The organism is Streptomyces apricus, from assembly GCF_008369065.1.
In the GTDB taxonomy this organism is placed as follows: domain Bacteria; phylum Actinomycetota; class Actinomycetes; order Streptomycetales; family Streptomycetaceae; genus Streptomyces; species Streptomyces apricus.
In genome coordinates this window covers 81,521-104,507 of record NZ_VDFC01000034.1, presented here as the reverse complement: position 1 = coordinate 104,507, position 22,987 = coordinate 81,521, and the positions used below count along the sequence as shown (strand labels likewise).

Here is a 22,987-nt window from a genome sequence, read left to right as displayed (position 1 = left end):
CCATGTGTGGCATCGCAGGCACATACCACTGGCCGGACGGGAAGGCCGTGACCGACCGGCTCACCGACGTCCTCGCCCACCGCGGCCCGGACGGGTCCGGCCGGTACGGCCACTCCGCGGGCGACGGCGAGGTGCACCTCGGGCACCGCCGGCTGTCCATCATCGACCTGTCCGAGACCGGCGCCCAGCCGATGGTGTCCGACGGCCTCGTGCTGACGTACAACGGCGAGCTGTACAACGCACCCGAACTGCGGGCCGAGCTGACCGCCGCCGGAGTGCGCTTCCGCGGCACCTCCGACACCGAGGTGCTCCTTGAGGCGTGGCGCCGCTGGGGCACGGACTGCCTGCCCCGGCTGCGCGGCATGTTCGCGTTCGCCGTCTTCGACGAGCGCACCGGGGAACTGGTGCTCGCCCGCGACCAGCTCGGCATCAAGCCGCTGTTCCTGCTCCGGCGCGGCCAAGGCCTGATGTTCGCCTCCGAGCTCAAGGCGCTCGCCGCCGTGACCGGCGGGTCGCTGGAGGTGGACCCCGCGGCCCTGGTGGCCTCGCTCCTCTACTACTGGGTGCCGGACTCGCGCTGCGCGTACCGCGAGGCGGAGAAACTGCCGCCGGGCAGCTGGCTGCGCCGCCACCCCGACGGCCGGACCGAACGCGGCCGGTACTGGAACCTGCGGGACGTCGCCGCCGAGGGCCAGGAGCGGGCCCGCAGCGGCGAACTGCCGGACCTGGCCGCCGTCGTCGAGGAGTCGACCCGGCAGCACCTGCTCTCCGACGTGCCCGTGGCGACCTTCCTCTCCGGCGGCCTCGACTCCAGCTGGCTGACCGCGCTGGCGGCCCGCCACCGGCCCGGGATCTCCGCCTACACGATCGGGTTCCGCGCCGAGGACGCGAAGTTCGAGGCGATGCCGAACGACCTGCGCTACGCCCGGCAGGTGGCCGAGCGGTTCGGCGTCGACCTGCACGAGATCGAGATCGCCCCGGACGTGCTCGACCTGCTGCCGCGGATGACCCACCACCTGGACGAGCCGATCGGCGACCCCGCCGCCATCAACACCTACCTGATCTGCCGGGCCGCCCGCGAGGCCGGAGTCAAGGTGATGCTCTCGGGGATGGGCGCCGACGAGCTGTTCGCCGGGTACCGCAAGCACCTGGCCAACCTGCTGGCGCTGCGCTACCAGCGCGTCCCGCGGCCCCTGCGGCGCGGCCTGTCGGCGGCCGTGGACCGGCTGCCGGTCGCCACGTCCCGCCGCGGGTACCGGTCGGTGCGCTTCGCGAAGCGGTTCCTGTCCTTCGCGGACCTGCCGGAGGAGACCGCGTTCCGGCGCAGCTACACCCTGTACGACCGGCAGGAGCTGCTCGCCCTGATCGACCCGGACCTGGCCCCGGCGGTCGACGACGTGCTGACCGAGCACGCGGACACCTACCGGGACAACGAGCTCGACGACTTCGTCAACCGGATGTGCCTGGGCGACGCCCGGATGTTCCTGCCGGGCCTCAACCTCGCCTACACCGACCGCTCCAGCATGGCCGCGTCGACCGAGGTGCGGGTGCCGTACGTGGACGTCGAGGTGGTCAGGGCGGCGTTCGCCGTGCCCGGCGACCGCAAGATCGTCGGACGGCAGGGCAAGGCCGTCCTCAAGGAGGCGGCCACCTCGATCCTGCCCCGGGAGATCGTCTACCGGCCCAAGGGCCTGTTCAGCGCCCCGCTGCGGGCCTGGATGAGCCGGGACCTGGCACCGCTGGTGCGCGAGGTGGTGCACGACGGACTGCTCGTCAACTCGGGGCTGCTGCGCCGCGACGCGCTGGCGCGGATGGTCGCCGAGGACGCCGCCGGGCAGCGGGACTTCTCCAAGCACCTGTGGCACGTGCTGACCCTGGAGCACTGGTACCGCGAGGCGACCTCCGGGTCCGGCTCCGGGACCGGGTCCGGCGGGAGCCGAGCCGCCTGACCGCGCGAAGACATGGCCGGGAGACACGGCGCAGGGACCCGGCACAGAGACACGGCGTAGAGACGAAGAGGACTTCGGTGAAACAGGTTGTTCAGAACTACAAGAGCGGCGAGCTGGCGGTCCTCGACGTGCCGGTGCCGGGGTGCAAGCCGGGCGGGGTGCTGGTGCGCAGCGCCTACTCGCTGATCTCCACCGGGACCGAGCTCATGAAGGTGTCCGAGGCCGGCATGTCGATGGTGGGCAAGGCCCGCTCCCGGCCGGACCAGGTCGCCAAGGTCATGCAGAGCGTCGCCACCAACGGGGTGCCCGCCACCTACCGCAAGGTGATGGGCAAGCTGGACTCCTACACCCCGCTGGGCTACTCGCTGTGCGGGGTGGTCGAGCAGGTCGGCGAGGGCGTCGACGACGTGAAGACCGGCGACCTCGTGGCCTGCGCAGGCAACGAGCACGCGCTGCACGCCGAGCTGAACTGGGTGCCGAAGAACCTCTACGCGCCGGTGCCGGACGGCCTCGCGCCGCGGCACGCGGCCTTCGGCACCGTCGGGTCGATCGCGATGCAGGGCGTGCGCCAGGGCGAGCCGCAGCTCGGCGAAGTGGCGCTGGTCGTCGGACTCGGGCTGATCGGGCAGCTGGTGGCGCAGCTCCTCACCGCCTCGGGGGTCCGCGTCGTCGGCGCCGACCCCGACCCGGCGCGCTGCGAGCTCGCCGAGCGCCTGGGCGCCGCGGCCTGCGGCGACCCGGGGTCCGCGGCCGTGGAGAGCGCCGTCGCCGAACTCACCGGCGGGCACGGCGTGGACCAGGTGTACCTGGCCGCCGGCGGCGGCTCCAACCAGCCCGTCGAGCTGGCCGCCCGGCTCTGCCGCGACCGCGGCCGGGTCGTCGACATCGGCAAGTGCCGGCTGGACCTGCCCTGGAACGCGTACTACGAGAAGGAGCTCGACGTCCGCTTCTCCCGCAGCTACGGCCCCGGGCGCTACGACCCGGAGTACGAACTGGAGGGACGTGACTACCCGATCGGGTACGTGCGCTGGACCGAGCGCCGCAACCTGGCCTGCTTCCTCGACCTGATGGCCCGCGGCAGCGTCGACGTGGAGCCCCTGGTCTCCCACGTCGCCGACTTCGACGACGCCGTCGAGACGTACCGGCGGCTGAAGGACGGCGAACTGAAGGCCGTGGCCGTCCTGTTCCGCTACCCCACGCACGCGGCCGAGGCGCAGGACCCGGCCCCGGCGCCGGCGGTGACCGTGCCCGAGGTCAGGCGCGGCGGCGGGACCCCCGCTCCGGCCAGGCCCGTGAAGTCGCCGGTGCGGCTGGCGTTCGTCGGCGCGGGGAACTACGCGACGTCCATGCTGCTGCCGCACCTGGCGCGGCGCGACGGCGTCGAACTGTCCACGGTCGTCACCACGACCGCGCTGTCCGCGGCCAACGCGAAGCGGAAGTTCGGATTCACCAATGCCACCACCGACCTCGACGCCGTGCTCGGCGACTCCTCGGTGGACGCGGTGTTCGTCGTCACCCGCCACAGCTCGCACGCCGACCTGACCCGCCGGGCCCTGCTCGCCGGCAAGACGGTGTTCGTGGAGAAGCCCCTGGCGCTCACCGAGGACGAACTGGCCGGCGTGCTCGCGGCGGTGGAGGAGTCCGGCAACGACCGGCTGCAGGTGGGCTTCAACCGCCGCTTCGCGCCCCTGCTGCAGGAGGCGAAGAAGCGGTTCGGCGTCCGCACCGGCCCGGCGAGCCTGCGCTACCTGGTCAACGCGGGCCGGCTGCAGCACGGCAGCTGGTACCTCCAGCAGGGCACCGAGGGCTCCCGGTTCGCCGGTGAGGGCGGGCACTTCATCGACACGGCGAGCTGGCTGCTGGGGGCCGACCCGGTGTCGGTGTACGCCGTCGCCCCGGCCGGCAACGAGGACCTGCAGGTCGTGCTCGGCTACCCGGACGGCTCCACCGCCACCCTCAGCTACGTCACCACCGGCGCGCCCGGCTTCCCCAAGGAGACGCTGGACCTCGTCGCGGACGGCAAGGTGCTGCGGCTCGACGACTTCGTGCGCGCATCCGTGTACGCGGACGGCAGGGGCGCCCCCAAGCGCTGGGTCAGCTCGCGGCTGCCCAAGGCCCGCGACAAGGGCCAGTCCGCCGAACTGGCCGCCTTCGTCAGGGCCGTGCGCACCGGCGGTCCGATGCCGGTGCCGCTGGAGTCGCTGGTCGCCACCACGGCAGCCACCCTCGCCGTGCGGACGGGCCTGGCCGGCGGTGTGCCGGTGACCCTGGCGGGCGCCCGATGACCATGACCGCGGGCTGGTACCTGCGGCGCCTGTCCCGGATGGGCCCGCGGGAGATCGGCGGCCGGGCGGGCGACACCGTGCGCAGACGGCGCTGGCGGCGATCGGCCCCGCCCGAATGCCCGCAGGTCGACGGCGCCCGGTTCACCGCGGCGCTGCCCGCCCAGGCGATCGCCGAGGTGCCGCCGGACGCGGCGAAACGGCTCGTCGCCGAGGCGGACCGGCTGATGGACGGGCACGCCGAGTTCTTCGGCGTGGCCCGCGACGACCTGGTCGACCCGGACTGGTGGTACGACCCGAAGACCGGGCGCCGGGCCCCCGGGGGCTACGCCTTCGACGTGCCCTACCGGGACGAGGCGACGGCCGGGGACGTCAAGCAGATCTGGGAACCCTCCCGGCACCAGTACCTCACCGTGCTCGCCGCCGCCTACGCGCTCACCGGGGACGAGCGGTACGCCGAGCGCGTCGCCGCGCACCTGCGGTCGTGGTGGGCGGCCAACCCGCCGCTGCGCGGTGTGCACTGGGTCAGCGGCATCGAGCTGGGCATCCGGCTGCTGTCCTGGGTCTGGATCCGCCGGCTGCTCGACGGCTGGCCGGGCGCGCCCGCCCTGTTCGAGGACGACCCGCTGGCGCGCCACCAGATCTGGCACCACCAGCGCTGGCTCGCCGCCTTCCCCAGCCGGGGCTCCTCGGCCAACAACCACGTGATCGCCGAAGCCGCCGGGCAGTTCGCGGCGGCCTGCGCCTTCGGCTGGTTCCCCGCCTCGCCGCGCTGGCAGGCCGACGCGCTGCGCTCCCTGGAGCGGCACCTGCGCGCCAACACCTTCCCCTCCGGCCTCAACCGCGAGCTGGCCACCGAGTACCACGGGCTCGTCCTCGAACTCGGCCTGGCCGCCGTGGCCGAGGCGGACGCCGCGGGCGTGCCCGTCCCCGACTCCGTCCGGCTGGTGCTGCTGCGGATGACCGACGCGCTCGCGGCCGTCGTGGACGACCGGCTGCGGCCACCGCGCCAGGGCGACGCGGACGACGGGCACGGCCTCGTCGTGGACGGCGCCGGCACCGACCGCTGGGCCTCGCTGCTGGCCACCGGGGACGCCGTGTTCGGCCGGCTCGCCTGGTGGCCGGCCGTGACCGGCACCGATGTGCGCACCCCGCTGCTCGCCGCGCTCCTGCGGCCGTACGCGAAGGAGGGCACGGCGCCGCCCGTGACCCGCCCGGCGAGCAGACCGGCCCACTTCGCCGACGCGGGACTCACCGTCCTGCGCGGCCCGGGCCGCGGCTCGGCCCCGGGTGCGGATCCGGACCCGGGGGAGATCTGGTGCCGCTGCGACGGCGGGCCGCACGGCTTCCTCTCCATCGCCGCGCACGCCCACGCCGACGCGCTGTCCGTGGAGGTACGGCACGACGGGGTCGACGTGCTCGCCGACCCGGGGACGTACTGCTACCACGGCGAGCCGAAGTGGCGGCAGTACTTCCGCTCCACCCTCGGCCACAACACCCTGCAGCTGGACGGCGCCGACCAGTCCGTCTCCGGCGGCCCGTTCCTGTGGACCCGCCAGGCCCGCAGCCGCGTCCTGGCCGTGGACGCCACCCAGGGGGAGACGGCCACCTGGTGCGCCGAGCACGACGGTTACGGCGACTCCGTGCACCGCCGCCGGGTGGAGCTGACCGCCGCGGACCGCACGCTGCGCGTGGTCGACGAGGTGCGCGGCGGCCCGCGCCGGGCCGTACGCCTGGCCTTCCACCTCGGTCCTGCGGTCACCGCGGACCTGACCGGGAACCGGGCCCGGCTCACCTGGACCCGGGACGGCCGGGACCGTTCCGCGGTGCTCGACCTGCCCGGACGGCTGGAGTGGCGGGCGCCCCCCGGCCCGCGACGGCACGCGGGAGTTCACGACCGTACTCACGTTCGGCGCACAGGGCTAGGAAGGAAGGGACGACGCGTGGGGATCAGAGGGCGGAAGCGGGTGCTGCCGTCGGTGGCGCTCGCCCTGCTGGCGGCCGGCTGCGTGGGCACGCCCGGCGGCCCGGCGAAGCCGGCCACCGCGCCGCCGTCCACGTCCGCGGCCCCCGCCGTGGCCCGGGTGTGCGCCCATCCCGCGCCCGGACCGGCGAAAGCACCGAAGGGCGCGGTGACGGTCGATCCCGCGGTCGTCGGCGACCTGGCCGCGAAGACCAGGAAGAACCTGCCGGGGACCACGTTCTGGCTGCGGCCGGGCACGCACCGGCTCGCACCGGACCGCTACGCCCAGGTCGTCCCGAAGAAGGGCAACCGCTACCTCGGCGCGCCGGGCGCGGTGCTCGACGGCCGCAGGACCAACCAGTACGCGTTCGGCGGCGGCGCCCGCGACGTCACCATCCGCCACCTCACCGTGCAGAACTTCGTCGCGCCGCACGACGAGGGCGTGGTCAACCACGACTCGGCCGACGGCTGGGTGATCGAGCACGCGACGATCCGGCGCAACTCCGGCGCCGGCCTGATGGCCGGCGCCCGCCAGCAGGTGCGCGCCAGCTGCCTGCGCGACAACGGCCAGTACGGCATGAACGCCTACAAGTCCGCGGGCCGGCTGCGCGACCTGGTCGTCGAGGGCAACGAGATCACCGGCAACAACACCGGCGACTGGGAGCGCAAGCGGGAGGGCTGCGGCTGCACCGGCGGCATCAAGTTCTGGGCCGTCGACGGCGCCGACGTCCGCGGCAACTGGGTCCACGACAACCGCGGGGCCGGGCTGTGGGCGGACACCAACAACAACGACTTCCGCATCGAGAACAACGTGATCGAGGCCAACGACGGCGCCGCGCTGATGTACGAGACCAGCTACAACGCGGTCATCCGCAAGAACACGATCCGCCGCAACAACTGGGTCGAGGGCCGCAGGTACGCCGACCGCGGCGACACCTTCCCCTTCGCGACCCTCTACCTCTCCGAGTCCGGCGGCGAACCGCGCGTCCCGGCCCGCACCGACAGGATCGAGATCTACCGCAACGTGCTGGAGGACAACTGGTCCGGCATCACCCTGTGGGAGAACGCCGACCGGTTCTGCAACAGCCCGGCCAACACCTCCTCCGGCGACTGCACCCTGCTGGCGCGCGACACCGACCGCTGCGTGCGGCCGGGGATCACCCGCGCGCCGCTCTACGCCGACTGCCGGTGGAGGACCCAGCGGGTGGACATCCACGACAACCGCTTCCTGCTGGACAAGTCCGTCGTCGGGTGCACGGTGCGGTGCGACCGCATGGGCGTGCTGGCCAACTACGGCACCTACCCGGACTGGTCGCCGTACAAGGGCGAGAAGGTGGCCCGGGCGATCACCCTCGACCAGCACAACCGCTGGCACGACAACGTCTACGTCGGGCCCTGGCAGTTCGTCGCCCACGACCCCAGCCGGGTCCTCGACTTCGGGCAGTGGCAGGGCGCGCCCTACCAGCAGGACGCCGGCAGCACCCTCGACCCGCGGGCCGGTGGCTGACATGGACCAGGAACTGCGACCCGGCGGACCGCCCGCCGCACCGGACCCGGCGGCCACGGCGGCCACGGCAGCCACGGCGGACGGCGGGCCCGGCGCCGGACCGCCGCCGTCCACCGGCACCCCGAGGACCGTCGGCGTCGTCTGGGGGCTGCTGGTCCTCAACACCCTCGGCTCCGCCGGGGCGAAGACCATCGTCCCGCTGCCCCGCTCCCTCATCCAGCTGGTCACCATGGGCGCGCTGGTCGCCGCGTTCACCCTGGCGCTCGTGCTCAACCTGCGGCTGCGCGTCCGCCCCAGCGCCTACGTGCTGCTGCTCACGCTGCTGCTGGTGCCGAGCCTGATCTCCAGCATGCAACTGGAGTCGGGCCTCGGCGCACTGTTCCGCTGCGCCCGGCTGGCCCTCTTCGTCGCCACGCTGTGGCTGCTCACCCGCTGGTGGGACGGCGGCACCACCTTCGTGCGGCACCACATCCGGATGTACTTCGCGGTCCTCGGCTCGGTCGCCGCGGGAGCGCTCGTCTCACCCGGCGCGGCCATGCCCGAGCTCTACGGCGGACGGCTGGTCGGCGCGCTGTGGCCGCTCACCCCGCCGCAGATCGGCCAGTACGCCGCGGTGATCATCGGGCTCACCGTGCTGCTCGTCCTGGGCCGCCGCACCGACCGCACCAGTGCGGCGGTCGTCATCGTGCCCTCGGTCGTCCTGCTCGCGCTGACCCACACCCGTACGGCCACGCTCGGCCTGCTCATCGGACTGGTGCTGGCGATCGGCTCGCTCGTCCTGACCAGCGCCGCCGCCCGCCGGTTCTTCACCTGGACGGTGCTTGTCGCCGTGGTGGCCGCGGTGGGCTTCGCCTCCGCGCTGCGGACGTGGTTCCTGCGCGGGCAGAGCCAGGAGAACCTCACCAGCCTCACCGGCCGGGCCAAGGTCTGGGACGCCCTGCTGGCGGCGCCCCGGAGCACCGGCGAGGAGCTGTTCGGCGTGGGCCTGGGCGACAAGTCGTTCGGCGGGCTGCCGATCGACAACAGCTGGCTGGCGGTCTACCACGAACAGGGCTGGGCCGGGGTGACCCTGGTGGCGGCGGTCTTCGCCGTGCTGGGCGGCGTCGCGCTGCTGCGGCCGCCGTCGCTGTCGCGGGCCTGCGCGATCTTCCTGATCAGCTACTGCGCGATCGCGTCGTACACCGAGGCCGGCCTGGGCGACGCCTCGCCGTACCTGCTGCACCTGGCCGTGGCGGCCTCGCTGCTGGCCGCGCCCACCCCCCTCACCGCAGCCCCGGGGACGCCCCTCGCGACCCCCCTGACGACGTCCGTGACCCGCCGCCGGCAACGACATGTCCCGCGCTGGGCCAGGGACTAGGAGATGACCTCACGCATGCACGTCCTCGTGGTGCACAACCGCTACTCCTCGGCGCAGCCGAGCGGGGAGAACAGGGTCGTCGACCAGGAAGTGGAGCTGCTGCGCGCGGCCGGCCACCGGGTCGGGGTGTTCGAGCGGCGCAGCGACGACATCGCCGCCCGGTCCCTGCCGGGCAAGGCCGCGCTCCCGCTCCTCGTGCCGTGGAACCCGTCGGTCCGCAAGGAACTCGTCGCCCGGCTCCGTGCCGAGCGGCCGGACGTGGTGCACGTCCACAACGTCTTCCCGCTGCTGTCGCCCGCGGTCCTCGCCGCCTGCGCCGACGCCGGCGTGCCCGCCGTCGCCACGCTGCACAACTACACCCAGGTCTGCCCGCCCGGCACGCTCCTGCGCGACGCCCGGCCGTGCACCGAGTGCGTCGGCTCGACGCCCCTGCCCGCCGTCCGGCACGGCTGCTACCGCGACTCCCGGCTGGCGACCGTGCCGCTGGCGGTCAGCCTGTCGGTCAACCGGCGGCGCTGGTGGACGGGCGTGCAGCGGTTCCTGTGCATCTCCGCCGCCCAGCGCGAGGTCCTGGTGGCCGCCGGGATGCCCGCCGACCGGCTGGCGGTCAAGCACAACTTCGTCCCCGACCCGGACGTCCACCGCCCGGGCGACGGCGAGCACCTGCTCTACCTGGGCCGGCTCGCGGAGGCCAAGGGCGTACGGCTGCTCATGGCCGCGTGGGACGAGGTCGCGGCGGGCGGCGGCGCGGGCGTGCCGCTGGTGATCGCCGGCACCGGACCGCTGGAGCGGGAGGTGACCGCCTGGGCCGCGGGCCGCGACGACGTCCGGTACGCCGGCCTGCTGGACCCGGCGCAGTGCCGGGAGGCGCTCGCGCGGTCGGTCGCCGTGGTGGCGCCCTCGACCTGGCTGGAGGCGTTCGGCCTGGTGGTCGTGGAGGCGATGGCAGCCGGGGTCCCGGCCGTCGCCGCCGGGCACGGCGCCTTCACCGAACTCGTCGACGACGGGGGGACCGGGCTGCTGCACCGGCCGGGGGAGGCCGCCTCGCTCGCGGCCTGCCTGCGCCGGATCACCGCTGATCCGGCCCGCAACCGGGAGATGGGACAGGCGGCCCGGCGCCGCTACGAACAGCGGTTCAGCCCGCAGGTCGGGCTGGAGCGCCTGCTGGAGGAGTACCGCACCGCGATCGCGGGACGGGCCGCCGACGGGGACCGCCCGCCGGCGGCACAGGACGCAAGCAGTGGCTCGCGGCGGGGGGCCCGCGCGAGCAGGGATGGGGGAAGCAGATGACAGCATGCCGACTCTGCGGCTCGGCGGCGCTGGAGAGCGTCGTCGACCTGGGGGCGACCCCGCCGTGCGAGAGCTTTCTCGCGGCCGATCAGCTCGACCAGCCGGAGCCGGCGTACCCGCTGCACCTACGGGTCTGCACCGACTGCTGGCTCGCCCAGATCCCTCCGCTGATCACTCCGGAGGAGACCTTCAGCGAGTACGCGTACTTCTCGTCCTTCTCGACCTCCTGGGTCGAGCACGCGCGCACCTTCGTGGCCGGCGCCGTGCACAGGACCGGACTGCGCCCCGACGGGTTCGTCGTCGAGGTCGCGAGCAACGACGGGTACCTGCTGAAGCACGTGGTGGACCGCGGGATCCGCTGCCTCGGCGTCGAGCCGTCGGTCAACGTCGGCGCCGCGGCGCGGGACGCGGGGGTACCCACCCTCACCGCGTTCCTGTCCCCGGACACCGGCGCGGCCGTCCGCGCCGAGCACGGCCCGGCGGACCTGGTCGTGGCCAACAACGTGTACGCGCACATCCCCGACGTGGTCGGGTTCACCCAGGGGCTGCGCGCCCTGGTCGCCGACGACGGCTGGGTCTCCATCGAGGTGCAGCACCTGCTGACCCTGATCGAGGAGAACCAGTACGACACGATCTACCACGAGCATTTCCAGTACTACACGGTCGCCTCCGCGATCCGGGCCCTGGCGAGCGGCGGACTGACCCTCGTGGACGTGGAGCTGCTGCCCACGCACGGCGGCTCGATCCGGCTGTGGGCCCGCCCGGCCGAGGCGGCCGGCGAGCCGTCCCGGCGGGTGGCCGACGTGCTGGCCCGCGAGAAGGCCGCCGGACTGCAGGAGCTGTCCGGGTACGCCGAGTTCTCCGCCCGGGTCGCCAAGGTGCGCCGCGACCTCCTGAAGTTCCTCATCGGGGCGGCCGAGCGCGGCGAGACGGTCGTCGGCTACGGCGCCCCCGGCAAGGGCAACACCCTGCTCAACCACTGCGGGATCCGGCCCGACCTGCTCCCGTACACGGTCGACCGCAACCCCTACAAGCACGGCAGGTTCACCCCGGGCACCCGCATCCCGATCCTGGCGCCGGAGCGGATCGCCGCCGACCGGCCGGACTACGTGCTCGTCCTGCCCTGGAACCTGCGGACCGAGCTCGTCGAGCAGCTCTCCTTCGTGCACGAGTGGGGCGGCCGGCTGGTCTTCCCCATCCCCGAACTCAGCATTGTCGAGGCCACGTCGTGAAAGAGGTTGCAGCATGAAGGTCATACTGTTCTGCGGCGGCTACGGGCTGCGGATGCGCAGCGGGGCCTCCGACGACATGCCCAAGCCGATGGCGATGGTCGGCCCGCGCCCGCTGATCTGGCACGTCATGCGCTACTACGCGCACTTCGGGCACACCGAGTTCATCCTGTGCCTGGGCTACGGGGCCCACCACATCAAGGACTTCTTCCTCAACTACGAGGAGACGACGTCCAACGACTTCGTCCTGCGCGGCGGACGCACCGAGCTGCTGTCCACCGACATCGCCGACTGGACGATCACCTTCGCGCAGACCGGCATCGAGTCGCCGATCGGGGAGCGGCTGCGCCGGGTGCGCCACCACCTGGACGGCGACGAGATGTTCCTCGCCAACTACGCCGACGTGCTCACCGACGCCCCGCTGCCGCGGATGATCGAGCAGTTCGCCCGGCGCGACGCCGGCGCGTCGATGATGGTGGTGCCGCCGCAGTCCTCGTTCCACTGCGTGGACCTGGGCGAGGACGGCCTGGTGGGCGGCATCACCGCGGTGAGCGACATGCCGCTGTGGGAGAACGGCGGCTACTTCGTGCTCCGCCAGGAGGTCTTCGACCACATCCCGGAGGGCGGGGACCTGGTCGCCGACGGATGCGGTCAACTGGCCAAGCAGGGAAGGCTGGTGGCGTACCAGCACCGCGGCTTCTGGAAGCCGACCGACACCGTCAAGGAGAAGGCCGCGCTCGACGGGGCCTACGCCCGGGGCGAGCGCCCGTGGGCCGTGTGGGAGCAGGACGGCGTGCGGGCGGACACCAGAGCGGTGACCGCGTGATCCGGCTCGGCGCCGGGCCCCTGGACCGGATCGTCGCGGTGGGCGCGCACTGCGACGACATCGCCATCGGCGCCGGCGGCACCCTGCTGTCGCTGTGCCTGGCCCGGCCCGGCATCCGCGTCGACGCCCTCGTCCTCACCGGCGGCGGCAGCGAGCGCGAGCAGGAGGAGCAGGCCGCGCTCGCCGCCTTCTGCCCGGGCGCGGACCTGCGCCTGACCGTGCTCAAACTGACGGACGGCCGGCTGCCCGCGCAGTGGGAGGAGGCCAAGGGCGCGGTCGAGGAACTGCGCGGGCGCACCGAGCCCGACCTGGTCCTCGCCCCGCGCACCGACGACGCGCACCAGGACCACCGCGGCCTGGCGCAGCTGATGTCCACCGCGTTCCGCGACCACCTCGTCCTCGGCTACGAGATCGTCAAGTGGGACGGCGACCTCGGCCGGATGGCGGCGTACCAGCCGCTGCCGCCGGGGATCGCCGAACGCAAGGCCGACCTGCTGCAGCAGCACTACGCCTCGCAGCGGCACCGGCCCTGGTACGACCGGGAGGCCTTCCTCGGGCTCGCCCGGATCCGCGGGATCGAATGCCACGCGCGCTACGCCGAGGCGTTCGCCGTCACCAAGCTCACGCTCGGCCTGGGCACCTCCGGACCTGCCACCTCCGCACCGGCCGCTTCCGGGCCGGGCACTTCCGGGCCGGGCACTTCCGAACCGGTTACCTCCGACCTAGGGGAATGAACTGTGCGCGTACTGCTGACCGGGCACCAGGGTTATCTGGGCACCGTGATGGCCCCGGTCCTCGCGGCCGCCGGACACGAGGTCGTCGGTCTCGACGCCGGCCTGTTCGCCGACTGCGTCCTCGGCCCGGTGCCCGCGGACCCGCCGGGACACCGGGTGGACCTGCGGGACGTCACGGCCGAGCACGTGGCCGGGGTGGACGCCGTGATCCACCTGGCCGCGCTGTCCAACGACCCGCTGGGTTCACTGGCGCCGGAACTCACCTACGACATCAACCACCACGCCTCCGTACGGCTGGCCCGCCTCGCCCGCGAGGCCGGCGTGCGGCGCTTCCTGTACGCGTCCACCTGCTCGGTCTACGGCGCCGCGGGCGGCGACGAACTGGTGGCCGAGGACGCCCCGCTGCGCCCGGTGACGCCGTACGCGGAGTCCAAGGTGCGGGTCGAGGACGACCTGCACGCCCTCGCCGACGCCGACTTCAGCCCGGTGTACATGCGCAACGCCACCGCCTTCGGGTACTCGCCCCGGCTGCGCGCCGACATCGTGCTGAACAACCTGGTCGGTCACGCACTGCTGTCGGGCGAGGTGCTCGTGCTCTCCGACGGCACGCCCTGGCGCCCGCTGGTGCACGCCGCCGACATCGCCCGGGCCTTCACGGCCGCCCTGGAGGCGCCCCGGGAGGCGGTCCACGACCGGGCGTTCAACATCGGCAGCGAGACCAACAACGTCACGGTCGCCGAGATAGCGGAGCAGGTCGCCGAGGCGGTGTCCGGCGCGAAGGTGCGGATCACCGGCGAGAACGGCGCCGACCCGCGCTCCTACCGGGTGGACTTCTCCCGGTTCCGCGCCGCGGTCCCCGGCTTCGACTGCGAGTGGACGGTGAAGCGGGGCGCGCTCGAACTCGCCGACGCCTACCGCGAACACGGGCTCACCAAGGAGGACTTCGAGCGCCGCTTCACCCGGCTCGCCGTGCTGCGGTCCGCGTCCGAGGCCGGGGCCGTCGACGACACCCTGCGGTGGCGCCGGTGACCACAAGGACGACCACACGGACGACCGGGCGGGCGCAGGACGGCGGCGGCGACGCCGGCGAGGAGATGCACGCGCTGGTGGAGCGGCTGTACCCGCTGTGCCGCAGCATCACCGGCGACGGGGTGCGCGCCACCCTGGACATCGTCGGCGAATACATCCCCTTGCGGGTCCACGAGGTGCCGACCGGGACGCAGGTCCTCGACTGGACGGTGCCGCAGGAGTGGAACATCCGGGACGCGTACGTCGCCGACGCCGCGGGCGACCGGGTCGTCGACTTCCGCGCGTCCAGCCTGCACGTGCTCGGCTACAGCCTGCCGGTGTCGCGGACCATGCCGCTCTCCGAGCTGCGCGCGCACCTGCACACCCTGCCGGAGCAGCCGTCCCTGGTGCCGTACCGCACCAGCTACTACAAGCCGGACTGGGGGTTCTGCCTGGCCCAGGAGACCCTGGACGCGCTGCCCGACGGCGAGTACGAGGTGCGCATCGACTCCACCCTGGCCGACGGCCACCTCACCTACGCCGAGCACGTGATCCCCGGGCAGGTCCCCGACGAGGTGATCGTCTCCTGCCACGTCTGCCACCCGTCGCTGGCCAACGACAACCTGGCCGGCGTCGCGGTGGCCACGTACCTGGCCAGGGCGCTGGCGCGGACGACCCCCTACTACACCTACCGGTTCATCTTCGCGCCCGGCACCATCGGCGCGATCACCTGGCTCGCCCGCAACGCGGAGCGGATCGACCGGGTGAAGCACGGCCTCGTCCTGGCCTGCGCGGGCGACAGCGGGGATCTGACGTACAAGCGGAGCAGGCGCGGCGACGCGGAGATCGACCGGGTGCTGCGGCACGTGCTCACCGCCTCCGGACGCCCGCACACCGTCAACGAGTTCACCCCGTACGGCTACGACGAGCGGCAGTACTGCTCGCCCGGCTTCGACCTCGGCGTGGGCTCGCTCAGCCGGACCCCGTACGCCGGGTACCCCGAGTACCACACGTCGGCGGACGACCCGGACTTCGTCTCCCCGGAGGCGATGGCCGACACCCTCGCCGTCTGCCGCGAGGCGTTCGCGGTCCTGGACCGCAACCGGACGTACACCAACCTCAGCCCCTACGGCGAACCGCAGCTGGGACGGCGGGGGCTGTACGACGCGCTCGGCGGGCGCAGTGACACCAAGCAGGCCCAGTTGGCCATGCTCTGGGTGCTCAGCCTCTCCGACGGCGGGCACAGTCTGCTGGACGTCGCCGAGCGCTCCGGGCTGCCGTTCGACGCCGTCGCCGGCGCGGCCGACGCCCTGCACGGCGCCGGGCTGATCAAGGCATGACGCCGATGGCCACCGGGAGGGAGAAGAAGACGGCCCCGCCGGGCGCCGGGCGGGGCCTCGTCGGCCGGCTGTCCTGGGGACTGGCCGACCAGGCGGCCTCCAGCATGACCAACTTCGCGGTGGGCATCTACGTGGCGCGCTCGCTGGGGCTGTCCGCGTTCGGCGTGTTCAGCCTGGCCTGGCTGACCTACGGCGTGGTGCTCAACGTCGCCCGCGGGCTGGCCACCGACCCGCTCGTGGTGCGCTTCAGCGGCGTGCCGGACGCGTCCTGGCGCGCCGCGACGGCCCGGGCGTCGGGCGCCGCGCTCGGCGTCGGTACGGTCCTCGGCACGCTGTGCCTGCTGGTCGGGCTCGGCCTCGGCGGCCGGGTGGGCCCCGCGTTCGTCTGCCTCGGCGTCGTCCTGCCGGCGCTGCTGCTCCAGGACGCCTGGCGGTTCGCGTTCTTCGCCGCCGGCGCCGGACGCAAGGCCTTCCTCAACGACCTCGTGTGGGGGATCGCGCTCGTCCCGGCCATGCTGGTGGCGGCCCGCGCGGACACCGTGGGCGCCTTCGTGCTCGCCTGGGGCGCCTCCGCGGCGGTGGCCGCCGTGTACGGCTGCGCGCAGTCCGGCATCCGGCCGCGCATGACGCGGGCCCGCGGCTGGCTGCGCGAGCAGCGCGACCTCGGCTACCGGTACCTCGTCGAGAACGTCAGCCTCAGCGGCGCGAGCCAGCTGCGGGCGTACGGGCTCGGCGTGATCGCCGGCGTCGGCGCGGTGGGCGCCGTGCGCGGCGCGGAACTCCTGCTCGGCCCGTTCCTCGCCCTGCTCATGGGCCTTTCGCTGGTCACCGTCGCGGAGGCGGCCCGCGTCCTGCGGCGGGCCCCGCACCGGCTGGGCAGGTTCTGCCTCCTGCTCGGCGGCGGACAGGCCGCCGCCGCCCTGCTCTGGGGCGCGGCCCTGCTGCTGATGCCGGACCGGGCCGGCGAGTTCGTGCTCGGCGGCGTCTGGGACTCCGCCGCACAGCTCATCGTGCCGGCCACGCTGGGCGTCGCGGGCGCCGGACTCGGCAGCGGCGCCGCGGCCGGGCTGCGCGCGCTCGCCGCGGCCCGGCGCAGCCTGCGCTGCCAGCTCTTCGCCTCCGCCTGCTACGTCACCGGCGGGCTCGGCGGAGCCGCCCTGGGCGGCACGGTCGGCTCGGCCTGGGGCGTCGCCGCCGCGACCCTCTGCGGCTCGGCCGTGTGGTGGCTGCAGCTGCGCGCCGCCCTCCACGAGCGCCATCGCATCCCCATCCCCGAAGTGAGGACCCCATGACCGCCCACCCCAGGCTGAGCATCGGCCTGCCCGTCCACAACGGCGAGGAATACCTCGCCGAGGCGTTCGACGCCCTGCTCGGCCAGACCTACGAGGACTTCGAACTGGTCGTCTCCGACAACGCCTCGACCGACGGGACCCAGGAGATCTGCCGCACGTACGCGGCCAAGGACCCGCGCATCCGCTACATCCGGCTGCCCCGCAACATCGGCGCCGCGCCGAACCACAACTACGTGTTCACCGAGTGCCGTGGCGAACTGTTCAAGTGGGCCTCCCACGACGACCTCTACGCCCGGGACCTGCTGCGGGCTTGCGTGGAGGCGCTGGACGATCGCCCTGACGTGGTCCTCGCGCACAGCGGCCAGGCGGTCATCGACGAGGCCGGCCAAGTCAAGGTCCCCTACGAGTACGCGCTCGCCACCGACTCGCCGCACGCGCCGGAGCGCTTCCGCAGCCTGCTGTTCGAGCCCGGCGGCGACGACTTCTACGGCGTGATGCGGGCCGACATGCTGCGCCGGGTGAAGCCGCACGACAGCTACCACCACGCGGACCGCACCTTCGTCGCCGAGATCACCCTGCACGGCCCCTTCCACCAGGTCCCGGAGCTGCTGTACTTCCGCCGCGACCACCCCACCCGTGCCGAGCGGGCCAACCCCTCCAAGCGCTCCCGGTGCGTCAACCTGGACCCGCGCCGGGCGGGCCCGCTGCACCCGACGCCCCGGCTGCTGGCCGAGTACGTCTGGGGCTTCGTCTCGGCGGTCCGGCGGGCGCCGCTGTCCGCGGCCGACCGGCGCGCCTGCTACCGCCACCTCGCCGCGTGGGCGACCAGCCGGGCCCGGCCGGGCGCCGGCGAGCGGGTCGAGGACCGCGCCCCGGTCGACCCGGCCCGGCTCACCGTCTCCGTCGACGCCCTGGTGGCCGGCCGGGAGGGGAGGCGGGCATGACGTCCGCGGACACGGCGGGCGCGGCGGGCACGGCTCCGGTACGGGTCGGGGTGTTCGGCCTGCTCGGCTCCGGCAACCTCGGCAACGACGGCTCCCTGGAGGCGGTGCTCGGATATCTGCGCACCGCGCACCCGGACGCGGCGGTGGACGCGCTGTGCGGCGGCCCCGAGGTCGTCACGGCCCGCTACGGGATCCCCGCGACGCGGCTGCACTGGTACCGCGGCGAGTACCGCACCGCCTCCCGGGCCGGCGCGGTCGCGGGCAAGGCCCTGGGCAAGCTCGTCGACGTCTTCCGCACCGCCGCCTGGGTGCGCCGGCACGACGTGGTGATCGTGCCCGGCATGGGCGTCCTGGAGGCCACGCTGCCGCTGCGGCCGTGGGGCTTCCCGTACTCCCTGTTCCTGCTCTGCGCGAGCGGCCGGCTGCTCGGCACCCGGGTCGCGCTGGTCGGCGTCGGCGCCGCCCCGATCCGGGACCGGGCCACCCGGGCCCTGGTGCGCCGGGCGGCCCGGCTGGCCGCGTACCGCTCGTACCGGGACGACCGGTCCCGCGACGCGCTGCGGGAGATGGGCGTGGACACCGCGCACGACAGGGTCCACCCGGACCTGGCGTTCGCCCTGCCGGCACCCGGGGCGAGCGGGCCGCAGGGGTCGCCGGGCCCGGTCTGCGTCGGCGTCATGGACTTCCACGGCAGTAACGACGACCGCGCCCGCGCCGGGGAGATCCACCGGCGCTACCTCGACGGGACGACCCGGTTCGTCCGCGCGCTGGTCGAGGACGGCAGACCGGTCCGGCTGCTCACCGGCGACGCGTGCGACGCCACGGTGGTCGCCGCGATCCTCGACGCGGTGGACTCGCCGCTGGTCACCGCCGCCGGGGCGGACTCCCTGGCCGGCCTGATGGAGGAGACGGCGGCCGCGAGCGCCGTGGTGGCCACCCGCTACCACAACCTGGTCTGCGCGCTGAAGGCCGGCACCCCGACCCTCGCCCTCAGCTACGCCGCCAAGAGCGACGCGCTGATGGCCCGGATGGGGCTCGGCGCGTACTGCCACCCGGCCCGCGAGGTCGACGCCGGCCGGCTGCTCGAACAGTTCCGCGACCTGGAGAAGCGGTCGGCGGAGCTGCGGCTGACCCTGGCCGAGCGCAACGCCGACGTCACCCGCCAACTCGACGACCAGTTCGCGCAGTTGACCGCGGCCCTGTTCCCGAAGACCGACCGGACCGACGCCCACACCCACGCCCACACTCACGCCGTACGGAAGGCCCCATGAGAGCGACCGAAGTCCCGGCGATCGCCGGCGCCTACCTGTTCGAGCCGACGCCGTACGCCGACGAACGCGGCTTCTTCAGCCGCACCTTCGACGCCGACGTGGTCCGCTCGGTGGGCCTCGACCCGCACGCCTTCGTCCAGGACAGCGTCTCCCGCTCGGCCCGGGGGGTGCTGCGCGGCCTGCACCTGCGCTCCGGCGCCGGCGAGGCCAAGCTGGTGCGCTGCTCGTACGGGAAGGTCTTCGACGTCGTCGTGGACCTGCGGCCGGACTCGCCGACGTACCGCAATGTGGCCACCTTCGAGCTGTCCGACGAGACGCAGGCGACCCTCTACATCCCGGCGGGATGCGCCCACGGCTTCCAGGCGCTGACCGCGACCGCCGACACCTCCTACCGCATCGACCGCCCGCACGATCCGGCCGAGGACGTGACGATCGCCTTCGACGACCCGGAGCTCGCCATCGCGTGGCCGCTGCCGGTCACCTCCATGTCCCCGCGGGACCGGGAGGCGCCGAGCCTGGCCGTGGCCCTGAAGCAGAGGGAGGGCTGAGGCCGTCATGGACACCGAACAGAGCGCAGAAGCAACGGAGTTCGCCCTGCCCCGTTCGCGGGCGGCCAACGAACGGCTGCACGCCCTGGTCCCCGGGGGCGCGCACACCTACGCCAAGGGCGACGACCAGTACCCCGAGGACCTGGCCCCGGTCATCAGCCACGGCCGCGGCGCCCACGTGTGGGACGTCGACGGCAACCGCTACGTCGAGTACGGCTCCGGCCTGCGGTCGGTCAGTCTCGGCCACGCCCACCCGCGCGTGACCGAGGCCGTACGGCGCGAACTCGACCGCGGCAGCAACTTCGTGCGGCCCTCCGTCGTCGAGGTCGAGGCGGCGGAGCGCTTCCTGGCCACCGTGCCGACGGCGGAGATGGTCAAGTTCGCGAAGAACGGCTCCGACGCCACCACCGCGGCGGTACGCCTGGCCCGCGCCGCCACCGGACGCCCGCGGGTGGCCGTCTGCGCGGACCACCCGTTCTTCTCCACCGACGACTGGTTCATCGGCACCACGCCGATGTCCGCGGGCATCCCGGCGGCGACCACCGACCTCACCGTCCGCTTCCCCTACGGGGATCTGGCCGCCACGGAGGATCTGCTCACCCGGCACCGGGACGAGGTCGCGTGCCTGATCCTCGAACCCGCCACCCACACCGAGCCGCCGCCCGGCTACCTGGCGGGACTGCGCGAGCTGGCCGACCGGCACGGCTGCGTCCTGGTCTTCGACGAGATGATCACCGGCCTGCGCTGGTCCGAGGCGGGCGCCCAGGGCCTGTACGGCGTCGTTCCCGACCTCTCCACCTTCGGCAAGGCGCTGGGCAACGGGTTCGCCGTCTCCGCGCTGGCCGGGCGCCGCGAGCTGATGGAACGGGGCGGGTTGCGCCACTCCGGCGAGCGGGTGTTCCTGCTCTCCACCACGCACGGCGCGGAGACGCACTCCCTGGCGGCGGCCATGGCCGTACAGGCCACCTACGCCGAGGAGGGCATCACGGCGCGGCTGCACGCCCTCGGCGAGCGGCTGGCCGCCGGGGTGCGCGACGCCGCGGCCGGCATGGGCGTCGGTGACCACGTCGTCGTCCGGGGCCGGGCCAGCAACCTGGTCTTCGCCACCCTCGACCAGAACGGGCAGCCGTCGCAGGAGTACCGCACGCTGTTCCTGCGCCGGCTCCTCGCGGGCGGGGTGCTGGCGCCGTCGTTCGTGGTGAGCAGCGCGCTCGACGACGCCGACATCGACCACACCGTCGACGTGGTGACCCAGGCGTGCGCGGTGTACCGCAAGGCACTGGACGCGGGCGACCCCACGCCGTGGACGGGCGGCCGGGCGGTGAAACCGGTGTTCCGCAGCCGGTCCTGACGCGACGTCAGCCCTACTGGTACCCCTGCTGCCGGTGCCCGCGCCGTTCGGCGATCCGGTCGGCGATCCGGTCGACCAGCCACGCGGTCACCGGCACCACCGCCAGCGCGGTGCACCAGCCGCCGAGGACGTCGGTCGGGTAGTGCGCGCCCAGGGCGACCTGCGCCCAGCCCATGGCGGCGCCCGCAACCAGCGCGGCGGCCAAGGCGAGTGAGGCGCCGGCCGCCCCGCCGGGGCCGGGCCGCCCGGCCGGGAGGAGGGCCAGGGCGAGGGCGAGGGCGAGCGCGGTGAGGAAGGCGGTGTGCCCGCTCGGGTAGGACAGGTTGCCGGGCCCGTGGATGGTGCGTCCCACCAGGGACTTGAGCAGCGTGGCCACCACCACGGCGACGCCGGTCCCGGCCACGGCGGACACCGCCGCACGAGGACGCCGCAGCAGCAGGCAGCCCGTCACGGCGGCCAGGACCAGGACGGCGGCCCCAACGGGCTCCCCGAGGAAGTCGACGGCGAGCGCGACGCCCCGCCAGGGCGGCCGCACGCTGTCGGCGGTCGGGTCCATGACCCACCGGTCCGCCCGGCCGGCCTCGCCGTGACCGGCGTACACCGCCGCGAGCACGGCGACCGCGACCGCGGCGAGGGCCGCGAGCACCCCGAACCACGCGCGTAACGGCGGGGGCAGTGCGGCGGGCACCGGCCGGGACTCAGTCTCTGCTGCCACCCTGCCCACCCTAGCCAACGGGTGGACGTGGCCCACGGCGTATGCAGGTCCCCGCCGCACCGGTGTCACCTGATGCGGCGGGTGACGAGCGTGGCGCGGTGCAGCAGGTACTCCAGCGGGCCGCGGCGGAAGTACCGCGTCCAGAGCGTCGCCGCGAGCAGGGCGGCCGCGCTCAGCGCGCCCAGCGCGAGCAGGGCGGGTCCGGTCTCCTCCGCCATGCCGAACCGGGCGATGACGAGGATGTGCACGACGTAGGCGGACAYCGCGACCGCGCCCACCGCGGCGACCGGGCCGGCCAGCCGTGTCAGGCGCGGCATCCGGGCGGCAACCGTCACGCAGGCGGCCACCACGAGCAGGGCGACCCCGGTGTTACCCAGGACGGAGAACGTGGACTGGCTGTGGGGCGCGCCCACCAGCAGCCAGGCGGCGGGGGCGCCGTCGTCGAGCCCGCCGACGGTGTCGGACCACCAGGCGGAGGCCCCCGCGTCGCCGTCGGTGGCCGCGGCGACGGCGGCGCGGGCATGCGGGACGGTGTGCAGAGCCAGCCAGGAGCCGCCGTACCCGAGCACCGCCAGCGCCGCGCCCGTCCACGCCAGGCGGAGGCGGATCCGGCCGCTGCCGAGGTCGAGCCGGGCGAGCGCCATCCCGGCGAGCACGAACGGCATCCAGGTCACCACCGGGTACTCGCCGGTGAACAGCAGCTCGAACAGCCCGTCGGTGCCGGTCAGGCGCGCGAGGGGGTCGGCGCCGACGAACGCGTCGGCCCAGTCGCCGTCGTACGCGGCCCGCCGGACCAGGTACAGCAGTTGGGGCATGAGCAGGGCGCTCGCGGCCGCCAGCAGGGCCAGGGTGCGGGCCCGCAGCCGGTGCAGGGGCAGCAGGAGCAGGAAGAGCAGGCCGTAGAAGGAGAGGATGACGTCGACGTCGGTGTCCAGGGCGGTCAGCGCGTAGCCCGCGGCGATCAGGACGAGTGCCCGTACGACGACGCGGCCCGCCGCCTGCCGCCCGGCCCGGCCGGTGTGCGGCCGCGGACGGCCGGTGATCAGGACGAGGGAGAACCCGGCGAGCAGCGCGAAGAGCGCGGAGGAGCGGCCGCGGGGCAGTTCGGCGAGGAAGCCCAGCGGTCCGCCGATCGCCGGCTCTGGCCCCACGTGGGCGGCGTACATGCCGAGGACCGCCAGGCCGCGGGCGAGGTCGATGCCGACGAGACGGCCGGGCCGCGGAGTCGGTCGTGGCGTGAATCGCGGCGTGGGGTGCGGAGCCGGCCGGGGCGGCGCGGGCACCGAGGACGCGTCGTGTGTCATGGATTCCAGGCTGGCGCCGTCCCGCGCCCGGGCCCATCCGGCACCTGGCCGCTCCTCGCCCGCCGACCGGCTGGATG

General features: G+C 74.1%; 16 protein-coding genes and 1 pseudogene. 15 read left to right on the top strand and 2 right to left on the bottom strand.

The features are described 5' to 3' along the window. Positions 1 to 2: 2 nt before the first annotated feature. From asnB to FGF04_RS12070, 15 genes and pseudogenes are all read left to right on the top strand, one after another. The gene (gene asnB, locus FGF04_RS12145; protein WP_149511306.1) at positions 3 to 1,949 is read left to right on the top strand and encodes an asparagine synthase (glutamine-hydrolyzing); all 1,947 of its coding nucleotides are present in this window, start codon (positions 3 to 5) and stop codon (positions 1,947 to 1,949) included. A gap of 77 nt (positions 1,950 to 2,026) precedes the next feature. Continuing rightward, on the top strand, positions 2,027 to 4,234 hold the full coding sequence (locus FGF04_RS12140; RefSeq protein WP_149511305.1) for a bi-domain-containing oxidoreductase: 2,208 nt from the start codon (positions 2,027 to 2,029) through the stop codon (positions 4,232 to 4,234). After that, positions 4,231 to 7,701 (top strand): heparinase II/III domain-containing protein, encoded by a 3,471-nt coding sequence (locus FGF04_RS41000; protein WP_235882294.1) that lies wholly within the window; start codon positions 4,231 to 4,233, stop codon positions 7,699 to 7,701. Before FGF04_RS12140 ends, FGF04_RS41000 begins: the two co-directional genes overlap by 4 nt. Before the next feature lies 1 nt (position 7,702). After that, the gene (locus FGF04_RS12125; protein WP_188114059.1) at positions 7,703 to 9,058 is read left to right on the top strand and encodes an O-antigen ligase domain-containing protein; all 1,356 of its coding nucleotides are present in this window, start codon (positions 7,703 to 7,705) and stop codon (positions 9,056 to 9,058) included. Positions 9,059 to 9,073: 15 nt separating this feature from the next. Beyond that, positions 9,074 to 10,348: a glycosyltransferase gene (locus FGF04_RS12120; RefSeq protein ID WP_149511339.1), complete on the top strand. Its 1,275-nt coding sequence runs from the start codon at positions 9,074 to 9,076 to the stop codon at positions 10,346 to 10,348. Then, entirely contained in the window at positions 10,345 to 11,580 is a 1,236-nt protein-coding gene (locus FGF04_RS12115) for a class I SAM-dependent methyltransferase (RefSeq protein WP_149511303.1), read from the top strand. The genes FGF04_RS12120 and FGF04_RS12115 overlap by 4 nt, the downstream gene beginning before the upstream one ends. A gap of 13 nt (positions 11,581 to 11,593) precedes the next feature. Next, complete coding sequence (locus FGF04_RS12110; RefSeq protein WP_149511302.1) at positions 11,594 to 12,403, top strand: glycosyltransferase family protein; 810 nt, start codon at positions 11,594 to 11,596, stop codon at positions 12,401 to 12,403. Further along, positions 12,400 to 13,041: pseudogene (locus tag FGF04_RS12105) on the top strand (PIG-L deacetylase family protein); the annotation flags it as partial. The gene FGF04_RS12110 and the pseudogene FGF04_RS12105, both read left to right, overlap by 4 nt. 99 nt (positions 13,042 to 13,140) lie before the next feature. Beyond that, entirely contained in the window at positions 13,141 to 14,166 is a 1,026-nt protein-coding gene (locus FGF04_RS12100; RefSeq protein WP_149511300.1) for an NAD-dependent epimerase/dehydratase family protein, read from the top strand. A gap of 65 nt (positions 14,167 to 14,231) precedes the next feature. Next, positions 14,232 to 15,485, top strand: a complete 1,254-nt coding sequence (locus tag FGF04_RS12095; RefSeq protein WP_149511338.1) for a DUF4910 domain-containing protein — start codon at positions 14,232 to 14,234, stop codon at positions 15,483 to 15,485. Positions 15,486 to 15,490: 5 nt separating this feature from the next. After that, the gene (locus tag FGF04_RS12090) at positions 15,491 to 16,777 is read left to right on the top strand and encodes an MATE family efflux transporter (RefSeq protein WP_149511299.1); all 1,287 of its coding nucleotides are present in this window, start codon (positions 15,491 to 15,493) and stop codon (positions 16,775 to 16,777) included. After that, positions 16,774 to 17,721, top strand: a complete 948-nt coding sequence (locus tag FGF04_RS12085; protein ID WP_149511298.1) for a glycosyltransferase family 2 protein — start codon at positions 16,774 to 16,776, stop codon at positions 17,719 to 17,721. Before FGF04_RS12090 ends, FGF04_RS12085 begins: the two co-directional genes overlap by 4 nt. Beyond that, positions 17,718 to 18,992, top strand: a complete 1,275-nt coding sequence (locus tag FGF04_RS12080) for a polysaccharide pyruvyl transferase family protein (RefSeq protein ID WP_149511297.1) — start codon at positions 17,718 to 17,720, stop codon at positions 18,990 to 18,992. The genes FGF04_RS12085 and FGF04_RS12080 overlap by 4 nt, the downstream gene beginning before the upstream one ends. Then, entirely contained in the window at positions 18,989 to 19,540 is a 552-nt protein-coding gene (gene rfbC, locus FGF04_RS12075) for a dTDP-4-dehydrorhamnose 3,5-epimerase (protein WP_149511296.1), read from the top strand. The genes FGF04_RS12080 and rfbC overlap by 4 nt, the downstream gene beginning before the upstream one ends. Before the next feature lie 7 nt (positions 19,541 to 19,547). Then, positions 19,548 to 20,891 carry a glutamate-1-semialdehyde 2,1-aminomutase gene (locus tag FGF04_RS12070; RefSeq protein ID WP_149511295.1) on the top strand — a complete coding sequence of 448 codons (1,344 nt, stop codon included), beginning with the start codon at positions 19,548 to 19,550 and terminating at the stop codon, positions 20,889 to 20,891. Positions 20,892 to 20,904: 13 nt separating this feature from the next. Here FGF04_RS12070 and FGF04_RS12065 read toward each other — a convergent pair whose 3' ends face one another. Next, entirely contained in the window at positions 20,905 to 21,606 is a 702-nt protein-coding gene (locus FGF04_RS12065) for a phosphatase PAP2 family protein (RefSeq protein WP_235882293.1), read from the bottom strand. A 65-nt stretch (positions 21,607 to 21,671) separates the two neighbouring features. Beyond that, a complete protein-coding gene (locus FGF04_RS12060; protein WP_149511293.1) occupies positions 21,672 to 22,910 on the bottom strand; it encodes a DUF418 domain-containing protein in 1,239 nt (412 codons plus the stop codon). Positions 22,911 to 22,987 lie beyond the last annotated feature (77 nt).

Bases quoted from the DNA above. Each gene is read 5' to 3' on its own strand.
- asnB (WP_149511306.1), top strand. From the start codon at position 3: ATGTGTGGCATCGCAGGCACATACCACTGGCCGGACGGGAAGGCCGTG.
- FGF04_RS41000 (WP_235882294.1), top strand. From the start codon at position 4,231: ATGACCATGACCGCGGGCTGGTACCTGCGGCGCCTGTCCCGGATGGGC.
- FGF04_RS12125 (WP_188114059.1), top strand. From the start codon at position 7,703: ATGGACCAGGAACTGCGACCCGGCGGACCGCCCGCCGCACCGGACCCG.
- FGF04_RS12120 (WP_149511339.1), top strand. From the start codon at position 9,074: ATGCACGTCCTCGTGGTGCACAACCGCTACTCCTCGGCGCAGCCGAGC.
- FGF04_RS12115 (WP_149511303.1), top strand. From the start codon at position 10,345: ATGACAGCATGCCGACTCTGCGGCTCGGCGGCGCTGGAGAGCGTCGTC.
- FGF04_RS12110 (WP_149511302.1), top strand. From the start codon at position 11,594: ATGAAGGTCATACTGTTCTGCGGCGGCTACGGGCTGCGGATGCGCAGC.
- FGF04_RS12095 (WP_149511338.1), top strand. From the start codon at position 14,232: ATGCACGCGCTGGTGGAGCGGCTGTACCCGCTGTGCCGCAGCATCACC.
- FGF04_RS12090 (WP_149511299.1), top strand. From the start codon at position 15,491: ATGGCCACCGGGAGGGAGAAGAAGACGGCCCCGCCGGGCGCCGGGCGG.
- FGF04_RS12085 (WP_149511298.1), top strand. From the start codon at position 16,774: ATGACCGCCCACCCCAGGCTGAGCATCGGCCTGCCCGTCCACAACGGC.
- FGF04_RS12080 (WP_149511297.1), top strand. From the start codon at position 17,718: ATGACGTCCGCGGACACGGCGGGCGCGGCGGGCACGGCTCCGGTACGG.
- rfbC (WP_149511296.1), top strand. From the start codon at position 18,989: ATGAGAGCGACCGAAGTCCCGGCGATCGCCGGCGCCTACCTGTTCGAG.
- FGF04_RS12070 (WP_149511295.1), top strand. From the start codon at position 19,548: ATGGACACCGAACAGAGCGCAGAAGCAACGGAGTTCGCCCTGCCCCGT.